We start from the raw sequence: 20,997 nt of genomic DNA on the forward strand, positions 1-20,997 counted from the left end.
CACACACTGTGCAATTGAGACGCGGATGGTCAACCCATTGGACAGGGCCAATCGTCTGACACATCATCGGCCGATGAAGTGCGCCCTTTTCGCCGTAGTGCTCCTGATGACGAGCTGCCATGGAACATTGAAGGAAGAAGCCCATGCACCGGTGCTCATTCCAGGGGATCCGACCGCGCCTTCCCAGGTTACCCCGGAGGAATCCATGGCGATTGCGCGAAGCTACGCCGGCCACACCTGGCGGCCGTTTGCGCGCAATATTCTGCATGGGAAGGACAAGGCGGGCATCCTGGTAAACACGCCGGATGTGACGCACGAAACCGGAAAAGAGCGCAAAGGCTGGTGGGTGCCGGGAGAGGTGAACAGCGGCGTGCCGTACAAGTGGGGCGGATTTGATGATCCGGCTTCGTTTGACGTGGCGATCGCCAATGGCAGCGCGGGAGGTGATGTGTCCTCTCCGGAGAAGCGCCGTGCGGACAATGCAGCGGTGAGCGCGAATGCGGCTGGCGTGGACTGCTCCGGCTTCGTTTCCCGCTGCCTGAAGCTGCCGACGGTGCATGACACCCGCCAGCTGCCGGAGGTCTGCACGGAGCTGGCAAGTGCAAAGGATCTGCAGCCGGGGGATGTGCTGAACATTCCGCACCGGCATGTGATCCTCTGCGCCGGGTGGTATGACCCGGAGCGCACGTGGATCTACTACTATGAAACGGGCGGTGCGCCTGACTACTGGAAGCCGGGTCTCAAGCAGGCGCCGCTGGAAGCCCTGCTGGCGCTGGGCTACAAGCCGCTGCGCTACAAAGGCATGGCGCATGAGCTGGTGCCCAGCGGCAAGCAGCCCAAGGAAGTGCTGACGCGGGCGGTCAAAGCGAGCGCGCAGGTGGTGACGAATCCAACCATCGGCGAGCCTTAATGGCAGGCGGGTGGTTTGATTTGTTGACGCGGGGGCAAGTTGGGTGACAGCATGCGGTTTGCTGAAACTATCCGGCATGATTAAGCGTCTCTGTTATTGAATATTTCGGCTGGTCTTAATCGAGAAGGATATAAACTCCATTCCCAGATACTCTGCTTCATATCCTATGTCTCAGCCGTACGATGTCTTCGTCAGCTACTCACGTAATGACAAAGCCCGCGTGGTGCCGTGGGTCGAAGATCTGAAAAGAGGCGGTATAAAAGTTTTTTTTGACTCCGAGAGCCTGCTGGGAGGAGTGAAGTGGCAGCACGAAATTGTCGAGGCCATCAGAACCGCCAGGATCGTGATCCTTTTCATCTCACGTGCCTCGGCGGCCTCTGAGTTTGTGCCGAAGGAGCTCGCCCTTTCCGTGGACATGAAGAAATACATTCTGCCCGTGCTGCTGGAGGAGACGGAAATAGGCGGGCAGATGGCATTTTGCATCGCTGGCTTGCAGCGGGTGGTCGCCTACGAACAAGACGATCCCGGCAAGATCCTGCGGGACATTCAGGCCTCTCTGCAGCATGTGGGCATCGAGTGGAAAACTTCCTCCCGAAACCTGAGCGGCATCCTTCGGGCATTTCGCGAAGTTTCGCTGGATGACGGCGAAGGCAATGTGCGCGTACTTCGAAAGCCGGAGAACGAGCCGGAGCCTGAGACAATCCCGGATCAACAAGCTGAGGTTTCGAGTGAAAACTCCGAACCGGCAGGACGCTGGCTGCGCCGCTGGGTGGCGCTCATGACTGTTGCTGGCGCAGTCGGAGTTTTCCTTTGGATGGATGGTGGCTCGTGGTTTGAACCCAAACCCATTCCCATGCAGCCAATCAAAGCCGTGCCTGTGGAAACATTGGAGCAAGAAGCGGAGAGCGTCGTTAAAAACTATTATCTGAACGCGAACAAGGACTCGAACACGGAGACCTCTTTTATGGCGGACGAGGTGGATTACCTTGGCCACCTGGGCGCCACGAAGGCCGAAGTGAAAGCTGCCATCGAGACAAACGCCAGACAATGGCTCGTTCAGAAGACTGAGCTGTTGAAAGCACCAGTCGCCCGCGTCATCGAGGCCGGAAAACTGATCGAGTGCGAAGTTCCGTTGCGCTGCACGAGAGAGAATGCAGTGGTCAAAAACATCAGCACCTACACTGCGCGGTTGCGCCTGCAGATGATCAAGAGCGAACTCAAGATTATCGCGGTCTCAGAAGTGCCCGGAACGCAGAAGACTGAGCTGTTGCAGTTTCAGGCCGAGGGGCAGAAGAAAAAAGTTCTCGACTTCATCACGCGTGCGGTGCGATCCGGCAGTTCCGACTCTGGAATGACCCCTGACGACATCGCGGCCATGTATGTTGAAAAGCCGGATTATTTTGGTCGTGCCGCCACCCACGTGGAAATCGCCAAGGAGACCGGCAGACTCATCGAGCTGTGGGAAATGCGAAATTACAAGGTCTTGGAGGGGCCGACGGTTATCGATGGGCTGGGAACTCCGGATGTGGAGGTGAGGGTTGGCTTGGAGTATCATGTATCCAGTCCGTCACGTGGGAAGACCAGCCAGGGCTGGGTCCGCTCTTCCTATCTCGTGCACTTCAGCAGTGAAGGCTTTCCGCTCATCCAGAAGCATGCGGAGATCGAGCGCGGACAGTGACAACGCTCGATCTTGTTGCCTCCGCTGGTGAGAATAGTTGACGCGGGGGCAAGTTGCGTGACAGCATGCGCGTTTTTTCCGACCTCTCTCATGGAAGCCACCCTCCGACCCTCCCGCACGCGCTATGGCGTAATCGTATTCGCCGTTCTGCTCGGCATCATTCATTACATCGACCGGGTGTGCATTTCGAAGTCGCAGACTCTCATTGAGAAGGATCTGGGTCTGACGGAAACGCAGATGGGCTATGTGTTTGCCGCATTCTCAGTGGCGTACGCGATGTTTGAAATTCCCGGGGGATGGCTGGGGGACAAATGGGGGCCGCGGCGGGTGCTGCTGCGCATCGTGATGTTTTGGAGCGTGTTCACGGCGGCAACAGGCTACGCGTGGAATCTGGCTTCGATGATCGTGTGCCGGTTTTTGTTTGGGGCGGGTGAGGCGGGCGGATTTCCGAACATCGCCAAAATGTTCAGCCTGTGGCTGCCGCAGCGTGAGCATGGGGTTGCGCAGGGCATCACCTGGATGGCCGCGCGCTGGGGCGGGGCCTTGACGCCGCTGCTGGTGGTGTGGATCCTCGGCTTTGTAAGCTGGCGGCACACGTTTGTGATCTTTGCCATGCTCGGAGTGGTCTGGGCGGTGGCGTTTTACCTGTGGTTCCGGGACAATCCGAAGGATCACAAGGGCGTGAACGCGGCGGAACTGGCGCTGCTGGCGGACGCACAGAAGAACATGGATGGCGGACATGCCAAGATCCCATGGAAGAGACTGCTGACCAATCGCTCTGTGCTGCTGCTATGGGTGTATTACTTCTGCATCACCTACGTGTGGTACTTCTACATCACCTGGCTGCCGAAGTACATGGAGTTTGAGCTGAAAATGGACATGAAGGCCCCTCTGTCCTCGATCCTTAACGGACTGCCGCTGTTTCTCGGCGGCATTGGCTGCGTTCTGGGTGGCATTGTGGCACGGCGCATGGCGGCGAAATCTGGCCGTCTGAGCCGCGCGCGCCGGCAGATCGGTGTGCTTGGCATGCTGGGAGCGGGTGGCATGATCGTGCTGGCCACCACCATGCACAACCCCGTGTTCGTCATGGTGTCGATGGGACTCGCCGGCTTCTTCAATGATCTCTCAATGCCCGGCGCCTGGGGAGCGTGCATGGACGTGGGCGGCAAACTCGCCGGCTCGGTTTCCGGCAGCATGAACATGATCGGTAACGCTGGCGGTGCCGTGGGCATCGTGGCCATCCCGTGGCTGCTGAACCTGACGAATCGAAACTGGGATCAGGTGATGTGGATCTCCGCTTCGTTTTATATCGTCGCAGCGCTTTGCTGGGCGTTCATCGACAGTGACGAGAAGCTGGTGGAATAACAGGCTCTTTGGCCGGGAGAGTTGCGGGCAAGAGTGCCCGCAGCACTTCACTTATTTCTTCTCGGTGTCAGGGCTGCCGTTTTTCAGCTTCCGGAGCTCGTCTTCGATGCGCTTGCGGGCTTTTTCGTCCGGAGTCTTGAGCGCCTGGGCGCGTTCGAGATAGTCGAGCGCCTTGGCTTTTTCTCCGAGAGCCTGATGGGTGAGGCCAATGTGTTCGAGGATCTCAGCGTCTTCAGGAGCGATGGGCTGCATGAGGGTTTCGGCGCGCTGCAGTTCCTTGAGGGCGTCGGGGTAGTTGCCCTTTTTGTAATGGAACCAGCCGAGGCTGTCGATGTAGGCGGGCTGGCCTGGCAGCAGTTCATTGGCCTTGGTGATGAGCTCGCCTGCCTTGTCGAGATGTGTGCCCGCATCCAGCCACATGTAGCCGAGAAAGTTCATGGTGTTGGCCGCGGACCGGGCTTCTTCACGGGGCGTGAGGGTGATGGATTTCTCCAGCATGCGGGAGGCGTCCTCGAGGCGCGACGCGCGCTCCAGCGTGATGCCGAACTGATAGTAGAAGTGGTAGTCCAGCAGTTCGCTCTGCGTGGAGCCGGCGTAGCGCTCGGCTTCGGCAAAATGCTTCACTGAAGCCGCCCATTCCTCGCGCTCACGATGGGCAATGGCGAGCTGGTAATGGACGAGCGGATGATCGGGGAAGAGGCGCACACTGCGCTGGCCCACGCGCACCATTTCCTCAAACTGCCTGGTCTGGTACAGCTCCCAGCCGAGCTTCACATAATCGCCAATCTCCCCGCCGCCGGTTCGAATGGCTGCCTGCAGATGGGGGATGGCCTTTTCCGGCTGCTTGAGCTTGTCGTACTCACTGGCGAGGAGGCGCTGCTGGTCGGCATCATCGGGAGATTGCTTGACGATCTGCTCCAAGGTTGTGAGAGCCTTTTGTTTCTGCTCAGCTGCCACGTAGAGGCGGTAGAGGAGCTTGCGGGCATCCAGGCTGTTGTGTTCCGCAGACAATTTTTCGCAAAGCTGACGCGCACGGTCAGGATCGTTGGTAAGAAGGTACTGACGGGCGACTTCGAGGGTGACCTGCTCGGCATCCGCCTTGGTGGCGACTTTGAGAGCGTTTTCAAAAAACGGGGTGACGCGCTGGCGGTACTCCGTGCCGAACTCGGCCTGACCGAGCGGCCAGACACGCTCCGCAGTGCGCCCTGTGGCCAGCCAGTACTGAGGATCGCGGCTGTTTTGACTGGCCGCCTGCGTCATGACTTCGATGGCTTTGTCCCGCTCGTTGTGGGTGAGATGGAGCATGACCGCCATCTCATAGACTTCGGCGTGGGTGGGAAATTTGCTCAGTGCCTCGGCGATGGCTTTGGCAGGAACCTCGTCTTTTTCGAAGACGTCCTGCGGCGGGTAAGTATTGGCAAACCGGGCAAGGTTGAGCAGGGGCGCGGGCACCTTGGGATTGGCCTGCACGGCATCCTCGAGGATCTTCATGGCGGCGGCACGCCCCTGAAACTGCATGGCGATCGCGGCAGTGTGTGATGCCAGATCCGCGTTGCTGGGATCTGCCTTGAAAACGGCCAGATAATGTTCCAGCGCCTGCCGGAGCCTGCCGGAGGATTCAAACTGGAGGGCGGCACTGAAGTGCGCCAAAACATCCGCCCTGGAGGCGGCGGCCTGAGATAACTGCAAGTCCGAGGCGTCCGCCGCTTTCAACCCCAGAGACAGGTCCGCCGTGGTGGCGGCATGACCTGAAGGGAAGGAGCCGATGAAAGCGGCGAGACACATCGTGCGGCAGGGCCGCAGAGCCCTGCCAACCGAGCGATACCCGGACATGACAAGGCGTCCTGCGTCTCGATACCATCGAATCGCACTGCGGAGAGGAGCCATGCCGGGAAGGCTAGCGGTTACGACTTGTAGCGCAAACGCTTCTTGTGACGGTTCGCACGCATGCGCTTCTTGCGCTTGTGCTTGTTGATCTTCGTTTTTCTCCGCTTTTTGAGCGATCCCATGTTCGTGTTCTCCTGTGTGTTGGCGTTGATCTAGTGGACGACTTTGTTGAGCGGGTATTCCACGATACCCTCTGCCCCCAGTGATTTCAGCTGCGGGATGATGACCCGCACGGTGGCTTCATCGATGACAGTCTCCACGGCCACCCATTCCTGGCTGGCGAGTGTGGAGACGGTGGGTGAGCGCTGGGCTGGAAGGCAAGCGACCACCTCCTGCAGCTGTTTCGCGGGGACGTTCATTTTGAGACCGACCTTGTGGCGGGCCTCGAGCGCCCCTTTGAGCAGCAGCACGAGTGTCTCCATCTTCTGCCGTTTCCATTCATCACGGGCGGCAGGTTTGCTGGAGACAAACTGGGGATAGCTTTCCATCAGCGTGTCCACGATGCGCAGCTTGTTCGCGCGCAGGGACGAGCCGGTTTCGGTGATGTCCACGATGGCATCCACCATTTCGGGGACCTTCACTTCGGTGGCACCCCAGCTAAATTCGACCTCGGCTTCGACACCGTGTTTGGCGAGGTATTTCTTGGTCATCTCCACGGCTTCGGTGGCGATGCGCTTGCCCTGCAGGTCCTTGACGGTCTGGACCGGGGAGTCGTTTGGCACCACAAGCACCCAGCGGGTGGGCCAGGAGGTGGCCTTGCTGTAACGCAGGTCCGTGATGACCTCGACGTCAGCATTGTTTTCCACGATCCAGTCACGGCCGGTGATGCCGCAGTCCAGGAAGCCGTGATCCACATAACGGCCGATCTCCTGAGCGCGCAGCAGGCGGAGTTCCAGCTCGGAATCATCCACGGAAGGGCGGTAGGAGCGGGAAGAGACGACGATGTTAAATCCTGCGCGCTTGAACAGTTCAAGCGTTGGCTCCTGCAGGCTGCCTTTGGGCAGGCCTAGGCGAAGGATGTTCTTGGGTTCGGACATGGTCGGGGGAAGGGGGCGCGCATCCTAGTGGCATTTTTTCCTCTGGCGAGGGGAAATTTCACGGCAATGCAGCCCCCGGCGGCGCAAAGGGGCTTTTTGAGGCCGGGTGGTTCGGCTCAGCGGGAGGCTTTGAGCCCCGCAGAAAAGGTGAAAGCGGTGGTTGGCGGGGACTCCAGGGCCTGGGTGAGTTCTTCCTCGAAGTCGTCCCAGGCGTCGGCTTTGCCAGCCCCCGAAAACGAAGACGAACCGCCGGAGGAGCTGAGGTTTTTGGTGCCGATTGTGCCGCTGTGGCCGGTGCTCCAACCCGGACCGTCCCTGGCGGGATAGTCTCCTGGCTCGATGCGGAGGTGCAACTCCACGCCAGTGAGATCGTTTTCGCGCACGGCCTTGATGCGCAGCCCGCGGATGCCGGGGGCTTCCTCGCTGGCAAAGCGGATCAGCAAAGCGGATATCGTCTTGGGGCCAAACGGGCTGTCCCGCAGAGCCAGGGCCTGTTTGATTAGAGGGATGTCTTCAAAGCCCGTGGCAGGCGTGATCTGCACCGTGACAATTTTCAGAGCGTCCTTTTCCGCCAGCGCCGGCCTGGGTGGTGGAGGCTGCAGGAGAGGCTTCTGATGTTCTTTGCGCCACACGTTTGCGGCGGCGAGCTGCTCCGCATCGCGCTGACGGCGGTCTGCCTTGGGAGTGAATGCATATTTGTCGCCATCGATCTTGTGCAGCGCCCAGAGGGCAAAGTCGCAGATGGGTGGATTGTTGAATCTGAAATCTCCGTTGCTGCCACTGTAGCCGTCACGGGTATCGCGATCTTCGAGCGCATGGGCCAGGAGTTCGATGGCTGCTTCCTTCGCCCCGGAAGAAACAGGCCGGACTTTGAGGGAGGAGAAAACGTATTCCTTGCGGGCGGCGTCCAGTCCCTCACCCAGCTTGTTCACGATCTCAAAGCGTTCGGATACAGGGCGGTCGTCCCAGTGGTCTGCAAGAGCGCGCATGGCCTGCTCGTCCCCCGTGGCGATGAGCAGTCCGACCTTTTCTTCAAAGTTTTCACGCCTTTCGCTAGAGTCGTCCCCGGCCGGGAGGATGTCCCACTCATGCAATATGGCAGGCAGCACCCGAGGGTGTTCCAAATTGAGCAGCCGACCTGCGGCCTCAAGACGCACCTCCTGGCTTTTGTCCTTTTCCATGAGCTTGAACAGCTTCTCCGTGGCGGCCGGGCTTTTCAGGGCGCCGAGCTGCTGGATGAACTGCCGGCGCATCCATGGGTTCTGAGCTTTTTCAATGCCGCGCAACAAGGCGTCTTCCACAGCCGCGGGTGCTTCAGCCTGCAACTGCTGGACGAGGGCGTAGGGAGAGGTCTTGCCTGCGGCGATGGAGTCCACCAGCATCTGCTTCTTGCCTTTCTTCTGGTATTCCTCCCACCATTTGCGGGCGGCCTTCTGCACCTCCAGCATCTTTTCCTCATTGGACATATAGCCCGAGGTCGAGGCGGGAGAATAGAAGTTCTGACCTGACATGCGGCTGAGGATCTGCTGCGCGCAGTCGCCCACGGTCAGGATGGTGTGGGAGAAGTGAAAGTTGCGATGAAAGCCCACTGAGCGCGAAAAGCGCTCGTCGTTGAGCGCTTCGATGAGAGCGGGCGCGGCAGGATAGCCGATGGCAAGAAGCTGGTGAGCGGGGGATGTCCCCTTTTCCTCCATGCTGAAGACATCGCACCAGCCCGGCTGGCTCCATTGATGGCCGTTCTGATCCCGCAGCATCCAGACCAGTTTGGCAACGCGCTTGTCCAGCGGCAGCTGGTCGATCTCTTTCTGAGTGAGGGGCGGATTGATTTTATCCTCCTGGATCATGCGCTCCAGCATGTCGGCAGATTGTTTGGCACGTTCCACATGCTCGCAGTGGGGAAAGAGCTGCACAACCCGGCGAAAGGCCTTCAGCAGATCGGTGCGGGGCTCCAATTTTCCTGAACTTCCCCAATCGTGCCAGCCAAGGCTGCCTCCGCCACAGCGCAGCACCGCATCCCACATGGCGGCGTGGCCAAGATCTTTTTCCAGATCCTCCTGCATCTGCCCGGGTTCGCGAGTTTGCGATCTGAACGGGGTCAGCTTTTGAGCTTCGGCATAAAGCTGTGCCGCCAGATCTTCTTCGCCTCTTTGCCAGCAGACGTATGCGAGGAAGAAGACTTCGGCTTTCAGCCCGAGCTTGGCCCCAAAGCGATGCCATGAGTCCTTGGGCGGGTGGCGCAGAGCCTCCAGCTGCTGCTCCACCATTTTCAGAAAAGGGCGTTCTTCAAACCCCACGCGCTCATGGCTGGGAGTGTCCGGCTTTGATTTTTTCAGCTTGCTTGAGAAAAGATCGGTCCTCACCACAAAGAACTCCGCTTTTGAATCCTTCGTGATGAAGCCTTGGATGGTGTGAGCCTTCGGCTTATCTTCTCCGCCACTAGAACTCCAGCTTCCGGTCCAGATCTCCGCCCACCTGGCTTCTTTGACATCAGGGTAGCCGAGGGTGGAGAACCACTGGAAACATTTCAGTGCCTGATCGGGGAGCTGAGCATGGGCGATGGCTGGGAAGCAAACCCCCAAGATGAGGATGAGATGGCGAATCTTCATGGCCGGGATCATAAAGGGGCTGGGGCAACAAACAGCACGCGCAAAACCACAAGATCTTGGGTTCGGCCTGCCATCACGGCAGCGCTTTCCGCCAGCCCAAGGCGGCCTTCCTGAGGCGGTCGCGCGTGTCTTTTTCGGCCTCGGCGAGGTTGGTGGTTTCGTTGGGATCTTTGGACAGATTGTAGAGTTCGATTTGTGTGCCGTCTGCATTGACGAGGAGTTTCCAGTCGCCGTCACGAACGGCGACGTTGGGGGATTTGGAATCCGGTTCTTTGGGATAAGGGAAGCCGTTTTTGACTTTGCCTGCTTCCCCCGGTTTGCGACCGTATTCCCAGAGGAGAGGCTTGTGGCGGACGACTTTTTCACCGCGCAGAGCGGCGCTCACGTCTTCGCCATCCTGGGCGGAATCTGGTGCTTTGACTTGCGCGAGGGCGCAGAGGGTGGGCATGAAATCGACGCTGCTGAAGACGGTGCTCTCGTTCACCACACCTGCGGGTACCACGCCGGGCCAGCGGATGATGAGAGGGGTGCGGATGCCGCCTTCATAGAGGCTCCACTTCATGCCGCGCAGGCCATGGGTGCGAGTGTGTTCGAGCGTGGGTTCGGGGCCGTTGTCGCCGCAGAGGATGATGAGGGTGCTGGCGGGAAGGGCATCGATGAGGCGGCCGATCTGGCGGTCGGTTTCGACCAGCACGTCGTGGTATTTCGCGGGGAGAGCCCGTTCGTCTTTGCCTTCGATGGGACGATATGGGGTGTGGACGTCATCGAGCCACAAATTGACGAAGCATGGCTGGGTGGAGTGCTCGCGCATGAACTTGAGCGTCTCATCCACCATCCAGCGGGTGCGGTCGTGGCGCTCGACTTGCTGGGGTTCGCGCTTGAGTTCCCATGGCGTTGTTTTCAGACCGAGCGCTGCGGCAGGCTCGGGACTTTCATAGGTGCCCAAGCCCACGTCGTAGCCGTAGGCGGAGAATTTGGGTGCGTCTGTAACATCACGGCCACCTCCGAGGTGCCATTTGCCGATGTGGGCCGTGGCATAGCCTGCCGCTTTGAAGGCGCGCGGCAGTGAAGGGGCCTGCGGATCGAGGAAGTCGGCCTGTTCGCATTCTCGATTGCCCGCCTTGGTTTGCAGATAGCTGGTGATGCGGTGCCGCGCGGGAAACTGGCCGGTGAGGATGCCGCAGCGTGATGCGGAGCAGATGGGGGAGGACGTGTAGAACTGGCGGAACTGCATGCCTTCTTTGGCCAGCCTGTCCATGTTTGGCGTCTGCACCTGGCCGCCAAAGCAGGAGGGATCTCCCCAGCCCATGTCATCGACGAGGATGAAAACGGCGTTGGGTCGGTCCGCAGCCAGGGCAGTGAGGGTGCAGATGAACAAGAGAAACAAAGAGCGCATGAGGGCAGAACGTGGGCGTTTGCAGGGCTTATCGCTTCATTTCGATGCGCCCAGTGTCGTGAGCTGGCGGTCAGTGAGCAGCAGGGTGAATCCGTGGCTGGCAGCGGCCTCAAAGGCGGCGTCGTGGATGTCTTGCGACTTTGGATAATCGATCACGAGCACGGGTTTGCCGGTGGGTTTGAACTGATCGAGGAAGCTCAGCACATAGCGTGACTGCTTTTCGCTGCGCAGCTTTTTGCCCGAGACGAAAAGGTCTTCCAAGCCGATGGCACTGATGAGGTTGCGGTAGTCTGCGTGAGCGAGGAGCTGGGAGGCATTCTGCGGGATGACGATGAAGCCGGGGACTTTGCTGCGTGCGCGCCGGGCGATTGCGGTGACCCAGGCGATCATGTCTTCGCGATACGTTTTGCCGGTTTCAGGATTGGGCCGGTCATCGAGCCAGTCTTTGGTGGCGGCGTCGTATTCGTAGAACTCGAAGGCATCGACGATGTCGAGGTAGATGCCGTCGAAGCCTTGGGCCACGACTTTGTCCACGGCGGGCAGCATGATCTGCTGCCACTCGGTGTGCCAGTAGCGCACGCGGTAGTTGCCCTTCCAGTCTGGGTTTTCGCTGTTGAGGAATTTAGGTGCGCTGGCGTCGGGTTTGCCATCTTTGTCGGCATCCCAGTTTTTCTGCCAGTAGGGGCGGTAGTCCTCGGCCTCACCGATGGAGACATAGGCGACCACGCGGCGGCCGCTCTTGCCGGCGCGGATGGCTTCGATCTCCGCCGCGGTCCAATCTCCGTCGCTGCTGAAAGCGGCATCAATGACGACAAGGTCGCGGTCGGAGGCGGCGAGTTTTTGTACGGCAGCGGCGCGGCTGGGAGCGAGCTTGTCGGCCTGGAGGACGTAGGCCATCGACTTGGGAGCGAATGGCGGTGGGTCGGCCGAGGCTGCAGAGGTGCAGAAAAAGACGGAGAGAAGGATGCCAGGAGTGAGGCGGTTCATCGCAGGGGGAATCGTGGCGGGGTGGTGGCGCCGCCGCCACCCCGAATTCCACATTGACGCCCCCGGTTTGGGGAATACTATGCGGCTTTCCAGGACGCATCATCAAATCATGATTCGTTCATATAACCCACACGACCACCATCATGTCCCGTAGCTACATCTTCTCGTCCGAGTCCGTCGGCGAAGGCCATCCTGACAAAGTTTGCGACACCATTTCTGACGCCATCCTCGACGCCTGCCTTGCGATCGACCCGAAGAGCCGCGTCGCCTGCGAAACCTTCGCCAAGAGCAACGTTGTTGTCGTCGGCGGTGAAATCACCATCCCGAAGCTTCAGAACAAGAAGCTCGGCACCACCAAGCCGATCGACGAAGTGATCAACGTCGGCAAGGTCATCCGTGACGCCGTGCGTGGCATCGGCTACGTGAATGACGACGACGTGTTCCACGCCGACAAGCTTTTCATCAACAACTACCTGACCATCCAGAGCCCGGACATCGCCCAAGGCGTGGACGCCGCCGCTGCCGAAGGCAAGAAGACTCAGGAACAGGGCGCTGGCGACCAGGGCATCATGTTCGGTTTTGCCTGTGACGACACGCCGGAACTCATGCCTGCGCCGATCATGTACGCGCATCGCCTCGGCCGTGAGCTGACCCGCATCCGCAAGGCTGGCAAGCTGGCCAAGTGGCTGCGCCCTGACGCGAAGAGCCAGGTCTCCGTGGAATACGTGGACGGCAAGCCAACGCGCATCGTGAACGTCGTCATCTCCACGCAGCACGCTGCGGACGTGAGCCACGCCGAGATCGAGAAGTTCTGCATCGAGCAGGTGATCAAGAAAGTGCTTCCGAAGGAAATGCTGACCAAGGAGACTGAGTATCTCATCAATCCCACCGGCAAGTTCGTCGTCGGCGGCCCTCAGGGAGACAGCGGCCTGACCGGACGCAAGATCATCGTGGACAGCTACGGCGGCATGGGCCGTCACGGTGGTGGCGCCTTCTCCGGCAAAGATCCTTCCAAAGTGGACCGCAGCGCCGCCTACATGGGCCGCTGGGTTGCCAAGAACGTCGTGGCCTCCGGCCTCGCCACCCGCTGCGAAGTGCAGTTTGCCTACGCCATCGGCCATCCTGAGCCTGTGAGCGTGCACATCGACACCTTCGGCACCGGAACGATTGGTGACGAGAAGATCCTTGCCGCCGTCCTGAAGGTCTTCTCCTTCAAGCCTGCTGACATCGTGAAGCAGCTGAACCTGCTTCGCCCGATCTATTCGAAGAGCACCAACTACGGTCACTTCGGCAAGATCGACGATGCCGATCTGACCTGGGAAACGACGAACAAAGCTGACGCGCTGAAGAAGGCTGCCAAGTAAGTCTCACGAGCCGTATCTCAACCGGCTGTTAGGCCTCCAGCTCAATCAGAATAAAGAACGTGCCGCGCAGGGAAACCTGCGCGGCTTTTTTCTGCCAAGTTTACAGAGCCTTCGCGTTAGAGTAGGACCCGCCTGCACCAACCATGTCTGAAATGCGCTTCAATCCCATCACGCTGGACTGGGTTGTCATGTCGCCGGCGCGGGAGCTGAGGCCGGATGATTTTCATCACGGGAAAGAAGTCCATCCGGAGCGGCCGCACCATCGGGACAACTGCCCGTTTTGTGCTGGCAACGAGACGATGACTCCGGGGGAGATCGCGCGTGTGAATGCGCCGGACGGCTCCTGGCTGGTGCGAGTGGTGCCCAACAAGTATTCCGTGTTCAATCCTGTGAATGATCTGCAGCGGCAGAAGCAGGGCACCTTCCGCTCGATGTCGGCAGCCGGTGTGCACGAGGTGGTGGTGGAGCACCCCCGTCATGATCTGGATCTCGGGGCCATGGGTCCGGCTCATCTGGCGCTGATACTGCGCATGTACCGGGAGCGTTACCGGGCTTTGCGCGGCAATCCGATGGTGGAGAGCATCGTCATTTTCAAAAACCAGGGTCAGCGTGCGGGAAGCTCGCTGGAGCATGCGCATTCCCAGATCATGGCGGCGCCGGTGCTGTCCTCCCAGGTGGGCATGCGCCTGCAGGAGGCGCGGCGATTTCATGAGCTGGAGGGCGGCTGCCTGTACTGCACGGTGCTGCGGGAGGAGCAGGCGGCGCAGGAGCGCATCATCGAAACGGGGACGGCGTTTGTGGCCTTCATGCCCTACGCGGCGCTGTCTCCATACCACACGTGGATTTTTCCGTGCAAACACCAGTCCGCATTTGATGAGATCAGCGATGCGGACATCGAAGAGCTGGCGGGCATGCTGAGCCGTGTGCTGCGGCGACTGAAGTCCGCGGCCGGAGCGCCGGACTACAACATCACCATCCGCTCCGCGCCGGTGGGCGAAGTCTCGTCCGGTTGCTTCCACTGGTATCTTTCCATCGTCTCGCGCATCTCGCAGCTGGCGGGTTTTGAGCTGGGCAGCGGGACTTACATCAACAGCATGCGGCCGGAGCTCTGCGCGGAGCGCCTGCGCGGCGTGGCGCTTTAAAGGGAGATAAAATGACGGTGCTCAGCGCGCCTTCAGCGGGGCACCAGCCAGGTGCGCGCGAGGCGGTCGTGCAGCCCACGCCCGCGAGCGGCGACGACAGCGATGCCAAGGGCGACGAGCAGCACCGTCATCAGGCTCAGGCCGATGCCCTGGACCACGCTTTGCAGCCCGGCTTTCCGCAGGACACGTGTGAGGTACGTTATGACGAACGGCGTCAACAGAATGGGCGACCACGCGATCAGGCCGCGCCACAGCATGCGAAGGCGGGAGGCGTCCGTGCCATCATCGCTCACCACGGCGATGCCGAGCACGCGCATCATCAAACCGCCACGAAAGACGACTGCGCAGAACAGGCTCAGGAATGCGGTGAGCAAAAGATACACGCAAAGCACGGATGCGGTGATGATGTCCACGGTGTGAATTTTGCCGGCCATGCCAATGGCTTCCGCGCGCTCTTTCACACGGGTGTCCAGCAGCGGCTGCAGCAGGGCTCTGGCCTTTTGAACTTCTTCGGCTGAGGGCTGCGGATGATCCTTCACGATTTGTTCCACCAAGGCTCGCACCTTCGGAGGGAGTACGCTGCGCCCCATCAGCGAGTCCCACTGTTTTGGATCCCGCACGATGGGGCCGTAAGTTCCGCCGATGTAGATTTCCATGGCGGTGCGTGCTTCAGCCACCGGGATGTTTTCAAGCCCGGGCTGCTGCACACCGCTGAGCATTTCTTCATAGGACATCAGGCAGCCGCGGATGGCGGAGAAGGCGGGATTTTTCGCCGCCCAGCCCTCATAGAAGGACATGCCAAATGCCATGAAGGCGCTGAGGAACAAGGACGGCATGAGGGTGCCAAAAAACAGCACAAAACGCCGCCAGCGTGAAACCTCGGCAGGCTGCTGGGTCAGAGCCCGGAGCTGTGCGGCAGCGCTGTGCAGATCTGCCGTGCTCTCCAGGGCTTTCAGAGCCTGGCGTGCTGGCAGGGGCAGAGGCGCGCGGACATTGTGTGCAGCGGCAGCATGTGCCGTGACTTTGTGGCCTTCGAGGGCCGCGGCGGCGACCTGATGCAGAAATGCCTGCGGGGTCGGTGCGGCCATTTCAGTGGCGCTGGCGGTGCTGCCCGGCGCAGGAAAGTCGAGCAGCTTGGCACGTCCGTCGGTGGTGATCCACACACGGTCCAGCGTGAGCGTGTCCGGCAGCGAGGCCGTCTTGGCGGCGGCGTCCAGTTCGGCGGCGAGATCGCGCAGCCAGTACCGCACTTCGCGCCAAGACGCATGCTGACCGATGAGCTGCGTCATTGGCGAGCCGTGAGCGGCTTCGTAAGCGTCCCAGCATTCGCGTTCATGCCGCTCTCCCTGCAGCCAGCGCAGGCGGCCCGGACGTGAGATATTGCGCAGAACCTGTGACACAGGAGGTGTTCCGACGGGCGTCTGGCGAATCCACACCTGGCGCAGCAGGCGCGTGTCATAGCCGATCACGACGGTGTCCGACAGTGTTGCGATGACGTGGAAGGGGCCGATCTTGCGCATGCCCTCCGTGGTGGTGACGGGCTCCTCGGCCTGCGCCATGGCGACGCGTGGCTGATACGCGGCTTTTTGAATGACGCGTGTGCCGGTCCACAGATCATGCAGGCCTGCGAAGCCGTTCTGGCGCCGGGCAGTGATGAAGAACAGTGCGAAGAAAAGGACCTGAACGAAAAGCCATACGTAGTTCCAGACGGTGACCTGGGTGATGTCCGGAATATCGTAGCGGAAGAGTTCTATGATGAAGAACGCCTGCAGTAGAACGGAGCGCAGAAAGGCGCGGGGAATGCCCGGCGCACTGCGGTTCAGCGTGGCGACGCGCAGGCCCATCAGCGCCTTGCCGGCGGATGCGCCCCAGAGGCCCTCCGTGATGCCGAAATACAGATGCCGCACCACAAACATGCCCGCCATGAGCCAGTGGAAGCCAGGAGAACGAAGCACCTCGGGATTGAGCAGATCCATCAGAGAGTTCACGAAAAACAGCGGCACTATGAAATTGGCCACGCTCAAAATGAGATGATCGATCACCGCGGCGCCGAAGCGCAACCCCAGCGTGGCGGGTGTGGGTGCGATGGAGGAAAAGGGCTGCAGCGCCTGGCGCAGTTCATGGTAGCTGCTGAAGCGCTCCGTGGCCTGCTTGTTCAAACAGCGCAGCACAATGCGCGCGAGCCCCTGCGGAATGTCCGTGCGAAACTGCACCGGGGAAGGCGCGGGCTTTTCCAGCGAATTTGCCAGCAGCTGCACCATGTTCCTGCCGTCAAATGGCGTGCGTCCGGTGAGCAGGTAAAACAGCGTGACGCCCACCGAGTACATGTCTGAGCGCACATTCAGTTCCTCTCCGCGAAGCTGCTCGGGCGAGCAAAACGCGGGCGTGCCGAGAAAGGTGCCCTCGATGGTGTGCATGGAGTCGCCCCTGCCTGCGGTGGAGATGGAAAGGCCGAAGTCGCCGATTTTTACCGTGCCGTCCACGTCCTCAAAGCAGTTCGCGGGCTTGATGTCGCGATGCAGAATGCCAACGCTGTGCGCGGCCTCCAGACCGGCGATGATTTGCAACACAGCGTCCACCGCCTGGCCGATGGGCAACGGGCCGCCGCGCTGGATGCGGTCCTGCAAGGTGCCACCCGCGATCAGCTCCATGGCGATGATCGGCGTGTCGTCGATCTCCTCCGTGCCGAAGACATAGACGCTGTTCGGATGATTGATGGAAGCAGCAAGGCGCCCCTCCCGTAGAAATCGAGCACGTGCATCTGCTGAGTCGAGCTGATGGCTCAGCACCTTCAGGGCCACGCGGCGGCCGCTTTCCAGATGCTCGGCTGCATACACAGCACCCATGCCGCCACGGCCGAGCTCACGCTCGATGAGATAGCCGCCAAAAATTTCGCCGGGGCGGGGCAGGGCGCGCGGCGTGGGCTTGTCGACGATCATCGTCGCGCCGTGATCTGCCGGTGATGGCAGCGCCCCGCTGATCAGGCATGCCGGGCAGAGGGAGTCAGGGGCATCAGCGGGCAGTTTCGCTCCGCACTGGGGGCAGGTTTGGGGAGTGTTCATGGTATGGACAGATTGGATGACATCCCTTCCTGCAAGACTGGTGGCGGCAGGTTACGAAAAAGTTTTCGGACCGCCAGCTTTGTTGCGGGCCAGAACCCGGATTGGCCTGGCGGTGAGCGTGAGGCGGGATCAGCGCGCAGGGGAGGAAATCCGTCCAAACCGGGCCGCTGACCATGCCAATGAAAGGCCCAGTACTCCCCAGAACAGCAGCCACGGCGACACGTCTTTCGATGCAGCGGTGCGGCCCTGCTTCAAGGCGATCTGTTCCTCGAGTCCTTTTTTCACGTCCATCTGCGCCGCGTAAGAAATGGCCTCCGCCATGCTGTGCATCACTCGCTCCACCTCTGCCTTGTCATTCTCATCCTGCTGCTGCATGGAGGCGGTGTAGCTCACCTGAGATTGCAGCGGCTGCTTGGTGCCGACAATCTGTGCGGCGATATGTGGGGTGATCTGACGCATGCCAGAAGTCGTCATCTGCCAGCGATCAAAGGGGGAGGGCTTCCAGGCGTTGAACAAGGCTGTTTCAGCCACGGTTTCGCCTTTTGGCACGGTGGCGAGACTCCAGCGGATGTCGTCACCGCGTGCATAGGCATTCTCAGCAGCCCATCTCTGCAGGGCCATCTGCACCTGCTGCACAGTGGCGGGTACGGTGGATGTTTTGACGTGGTAGTTGGAAATGCTGCCTGCATGAGAGAAGAGGCAGGCGAAATTCAGCACGGCATACCCTGTTACGCCGCTGGCGAGTACGCAGCTCGTGAGAGCCAGCGCGGGCCGCCAGCCACTGGTGGCAATGCGCCAAATGGAGAACTTTTCGGCGCCCATCAGCTGCTGAAGAGTAAAAATCAGGATCAAGCTGACGGCGCACAGTGAGGCGATGACGGAGTGCCTGCTGAACATGTTGTGATAAGGACCGCTGTCGCCCCAGATATGCCAGCCGCCGCGCCAGCTCCAGCTCTGCGGGGCGAGCTCGGTCGTGGGCACCTCATCCTTGAAGGCGTCCAGTCCACGGATGAGCTGATACTCCTTGCCCCGATGGGAGGCCTCAAAGTCTTCGCGGGACTGGGCCGAAAAATTCCACCGCAGAGGGGATGTCTCCCATTGCACATTCATGGCGTTGATGGCGAGCATGAATGGCAGCACGCCGAGCACCATGTAACTGCTGACGAAATAAACACGCAGCCACCCTCCGGCCTGGCGCCATGTTTGTGCCCACTGCGGTTTGTGCCGGGCATAACGAATGGCGCTTTCCACGATGATGCAGCTCAGCACCAGTGCGCCCAGAAGGCAGCCCGGTGTGCCGAAATTCCACAGTGCAGCCACGACCAGCCAGCCGAGCAGGAGCAGACCAAACGATCGCAGCCAGAAGAAGGGGGAGAGCGGCCGCGCCATGCCGCCAGCAGCGGGCTTGTTGAGAGATGAAGGAACGGGATTCTCGTTCTTCGGTATCGTCATTTTCGAGTGGGAGAACATCCCCGATGAAAGCGCAAGCACGGCGCAGCCAGCGGCGAACCATGTCCAGGCTCGCCCACCCCACGGATTGAAAAACGCAAGGAGGACGGCCACCAGCGGCACTGCCTGCCATGCCCATGTAAAGAAGGAATGGGCCACAACGATTTCTTGTTCCTCATCTTCCTCATCTGCCTGAGCCTGCGATTGTGCTGAAGATGGCGGCGCCATGGGCCGGCTGGTCACGCCTTCAACATCCGCTTTGACCTCGCTCGCATGCTGATAGCGCAGCTTCACATCTCGCTCGAGCGCATGCAGGACGATCTCATCGAAGCGCACGTCGACTTCCACCTTTTGCGAGGGCGGTGCAAAGCGGCCCATCGGAAGTTCACCCGTGAGCATTTCGTAAAACACGACGCCGAGGCTGTAGATGTCTGCGCGATGGTCCACTGTGTCCGGCTTGTCCATCTGCTCCGGGGCCATGTAGCGCGGCGTGCCAAGCTGCATGCCGGTGCGGGTGAGCATGGGATCGCCCGCCTCAGGGGCGAGCAGTTTGGCCAGACCAAAATCGGCGATCTTGACGCGGCCTTTCTTGTCCACCAGCACGTTCTCCGGCTTGATGTCGCGATGCACCACGCCCTCGTCGTGCGCATATTGCAATGCATCGCAGAATGCCGGGATCAGTGCGAGAGCGGCCGCTGGTTTCAGTCCGCCATCCTTGATGAGGGTGCGCAAATTCACTCCGTCCACATACTCCATGAGGAAGTAGTACACCCCCTGGGTTTCGCCAAAATCGAATACGCTGACGATGTTGGGATGGTTCAGTTTTGCCAGAGCCTGGGCCTCGCGCTGAAAACGCTCCGCGAAATGCTGGTCGGTGCCGTTTTCAATGGTGATGATTTTCAGCGCGACCAGGCGGTTCAAGCGTTTCTGCAGGGCCTTGTAAACGGCGCCCATGCCGCCGCGGCCTAGCAGTTCATAGATTTCGAGTTGAGGGAACAAAGGTGCCAGATCCTCCGGCCGGGGAGTCGGCATTGGATGCTGTGCGCCAACCTTTTGAGATGCGGCCAGCTTTACTGTGGCATCCGTGGCGAAACCGCCCTGCATCAGACATGCCGGGCATAGACCTTCAGGTGCATCGCCGGGAAGTGTGGCGCCGCATTTGGGACAGGTGGTGGCAGGATTCATGAGCGTGTGTTGTCGTCGTCACTCCTTCCTGAAAGATTGGCGGCCGTGGGTTACAAAAAAGTTCAGGCCGCCCGCAGCACCGCCACCAGATGCCGCATCTCGTCCTCGACATCCCCGGGCGAATCAACCGTCCCGGCGATCTCGGCCCGCAGTACTTCGCGATACTGCTGCCGCAGGCGATGGATGGAGACCTTCAGCGCGCCTTCGCTCATGCCGAGCTGTTTGGCGATCGCCTCACGGGATGCCTCCGCGCCGCTGAGGGTTCCCTTAAGAGCGTCAAAGGTTTCGACATCGTTTCTCGCGGCGAATTCGGCCCGCAGCTTTTCCATGGCGCGTGCCAGCAACTCCATGGCCCAGCGTTTGTCAAAGAGCGCCTCGGCATCGGACTGCTCGGCGGGCTCCAGCGCAAAGCGCGCCTCGGCATCGAGCGCATCCCATTCCACGAGCCTTTGCCCGCCACCGCGTTTTTGGGTCTGGGAACGGTGCCAGTCGTTCGCGAGGAAGTGCTTCAAGGCGCCGAGCAGGTAGGAGCGGAACTTGCCGCGCGCCGGGTCGGCGGCCGTGGCGTTTGCCTCCAGCAGCGTGGCAAAAAAGGCCTGAGTGAGGTCCTGCGCATCGTGCGGTGCATAACCGCGACGCCGCACAAAGGCATAGAGCGGGTACCAGTAGTCCCGGCACAGCGCGGACATCGCCTTGTGCATTTTGGAGGCATCTCCGCCCTGCTGGGCGGCGAGGACGAGGCTCCACCGCGTGGTGTGAAACTCGCGCGCGCCAGGAGCGATGGAGTCATTCATGCTGCTTCATACCATGCCGGGAGCGGGCTGCACAAGCCGTAGACCGACGATTTGCAATATTTTTTGAATCCAAGGAAAAGTCGCAAGCGCAATAGGAGGCGTGAAAAGCGAAAACTCAGCCATCGACCCTCAGCA

At 60.4% G+C, this 20,997-nt stretch carries 14 protein-coding genes; 5 read left to right on the plus strand and 9 right to left on the minus strand.

The features are described from left to right. The first annotated feature begins 73 nt into the window (after window positions 1-73). From ACILSR_RS18490 to ACILSR_RS18500, 3 genes are all read left to right on the plus strand, one after another. Window positions 74-910, plus strand: a complete 837-nt coding sequence (locus ACILSR_RS18490; RefSeq protein WP_395751279.1) for a hypothetical protein — start codon at window positions 74-76, stop codon at window positions 908-910. Between the two features lie 166 nt (window positions 911-1,076). After that, the gene (locus tag ACILSR_RS18495; protein ID WP_395751280.1) at window positions 1,077-2,588 is read left to right on the plus strand and encodes a toll/interleukin-1 receptor domain-containing protein; all 1,512 of its coding nucleotides are present in this window, start codon (window positions 1,077-1,079) and stop codon (window positions 2,586-2,588) included. 90 nt (window positions 2,589-2,678) lie between these two features. Beyond that, on the plus strand, window positions 2,679-3,953 hold the full coding sequence (locus tag ACILSR_RS18500) for an MFS transporter (RefSeq protein WP_395751281.1): 1,275 nt from the start codon (window positions 2,679-2,681) through the stop codon (window positions 3,951-3,953). Window positions 3,954-4,004: 51 nt separating this feature from the next. Here ACILSR_RS18500 and ACILSR_RS18505 read toward each other — a convergent pair whose 3' ends face one another. The 6 genes from ACILSR_RS18505 to ACILSR_RS18530 form a co-directional block, all read right to left on the minus strand. Then, window positions 4,005-5,840 (minus strand): tetratricopeptide repeat protein, encoded by a 1,836-nt coding sequence (locus tag ACILSR_RS18505; protein ID WP_395751282.1) that lies wholly within the window; start codon window positions 5,838-5,840, stop codon window positions 4,005-4,007. A 17-nt stretch (window positions 5,841-5,857) separates the two neighbouring features. Then, on the minus strand, window positions 5,858-5,962 hold the full coding sequence (locus tag ACILSR_RS18510) for an AURKAIP1/COX24 domain-containing protein (RefSeq protein ID WP_133796641.1): 105 nt from the start codon (window positions 5,960-5,962) through the stop codon (window positions 5,858-5,860). A gap of 30 nt (window positions 5,963-5,992) precedes the next feature. Beyond that, window positions 5,993-6,877, minus strand: coding sequence for an ATP phosphoribosyltransferase (gene hisG, locus ACILSR_RS18515; RefSeq protein WP_395751283.1), 885 nt, complete (start codon window positions 6,875-6,877; stop codon window positions 5,993-5,995). Between the two features lie 116 nt (window positions 6,878-6,993). Further along, the gene (locus ACILSR_RS18520; RefSeq protein WP_395751284.1) at window positions 6,994-9,483 is read right to left on the minus strand and encodes a HEAT repeat domain-containing protein; all 2,490 of its coding nucleotides are present in this window, start codon (window positions 9,481-9,483) and stop codon (window positions 6,994-6,996) included. A gap of 73 nt (window positions 9,484-9,556) precedes the next feature. Continuing rightward, entirely contained in the window at window positions 9,557-10,879 is a 1,323-nt protein-coding gene (locus tag ACILSR_RS18525) for a sulfatase-like hydrolase/transferase (RefSeq protein WP_395751285.1), read from the minus strand. A gap of 36 nt (window positions 10,880-10,915) precedes the next feature. Then, window positions 10,916-11,866, minus strand: a complete 951-nt coding sequence (locus tag ACILSR_RS18530) for an MJ1477/TM1410 family putative glycoside hydrolase (protein ID WP_395751286.1) — start codon at window positions 11,864-11,866, stop codon at window positions 10,916-10,918. 143 nt (window positions 11,867-12,009) lie between these two features. Between ACILSR_RS18530 and metK the strand changes: the two genes are divergently transcribed. Together metK and galT are read left to right on the plus strand one after the other, a co-directional pair. Further along, window positions 12,010-13,230: a methionine adenosyltransferase gene (metK, locus tag ACILSR_RS18535; protein WP_395751287.1), complete on the plus strand. Its 1,221-nt coding sequence runs from the start codon at window positions 12,010-12,012 to the stop codon at window positions 13,228-13,230. A gap of 143 nt (window positions 13,231-13,373) precedes the next feature. Further along, window positions 13,374-14,372, plus strand: coding sequence for a galactose-1-phosphate uridylyltransferase (galT, locus tag ACILSR_RS18540; RefSeq protein ID WP_395751288.1), 999 nt, complete (start codon window positions 13,374-13,376; stop codon window positions 14,370-14,372). 32 nt (window positions 14,373-14,404) lie between these two features. Here galT and ACILSR_RS18545 read toward each other — a convergent pair whose 3' ends face one another. The 3 genes from ACILSR_RS18545 to ACILSR_RS18555 all read right to left on the minus strand — a co-directional run bounded on the left by ACILSR_RS18545 (window position 14,405) and on the right by ACILSR_RS18555 (window position 20,862). Then, window positions 14,405-17,434: a protein kinase domain-containing protein gene (locus ACILSR_RS18545; RefSeq protein ID WP_395751289.1), complete on the minus strand. Its 3,030-nt coding sequence runs from the start codon at window positions 17,432-17,434 to the stop codon at window positions 14,405-14,407. 129 nt (window positions 17,435-17,563) lie between these two features. Beyond that, window positions 17,564-20,068, minus strand: coding sequence for a serine/threonine-protein kinase (locus ACILSR_RS18550; RefSeq protein ID WP_395751290.1), 2,505 nt, complete (start codon window positions 20,066-20,068; stop codon window positions 17,564-17,566). A gap of 62 nt (window positions 20,069-20,130) precedes the next feature. Next, entirely contained in the window at window positions 20,131-20,862 is a 732-nt protein-coding gene (locus tag ACILSR_RS18555) for an RNA polymerase sigma factor (protein WP_395751291.1), read from the minus strand. Window positions 20,863-20,997 lie beyond the last annotated feature (135 nt).

The organism is Prosthecobacter sp., from assembly GCF_044222565.1.
GTDB lineage: Bacteria > Verrucomicrobiota > Verrucomicrobiia > Verrucomicrobiales > Verrucomicrobiaceae > Prosthecobacter.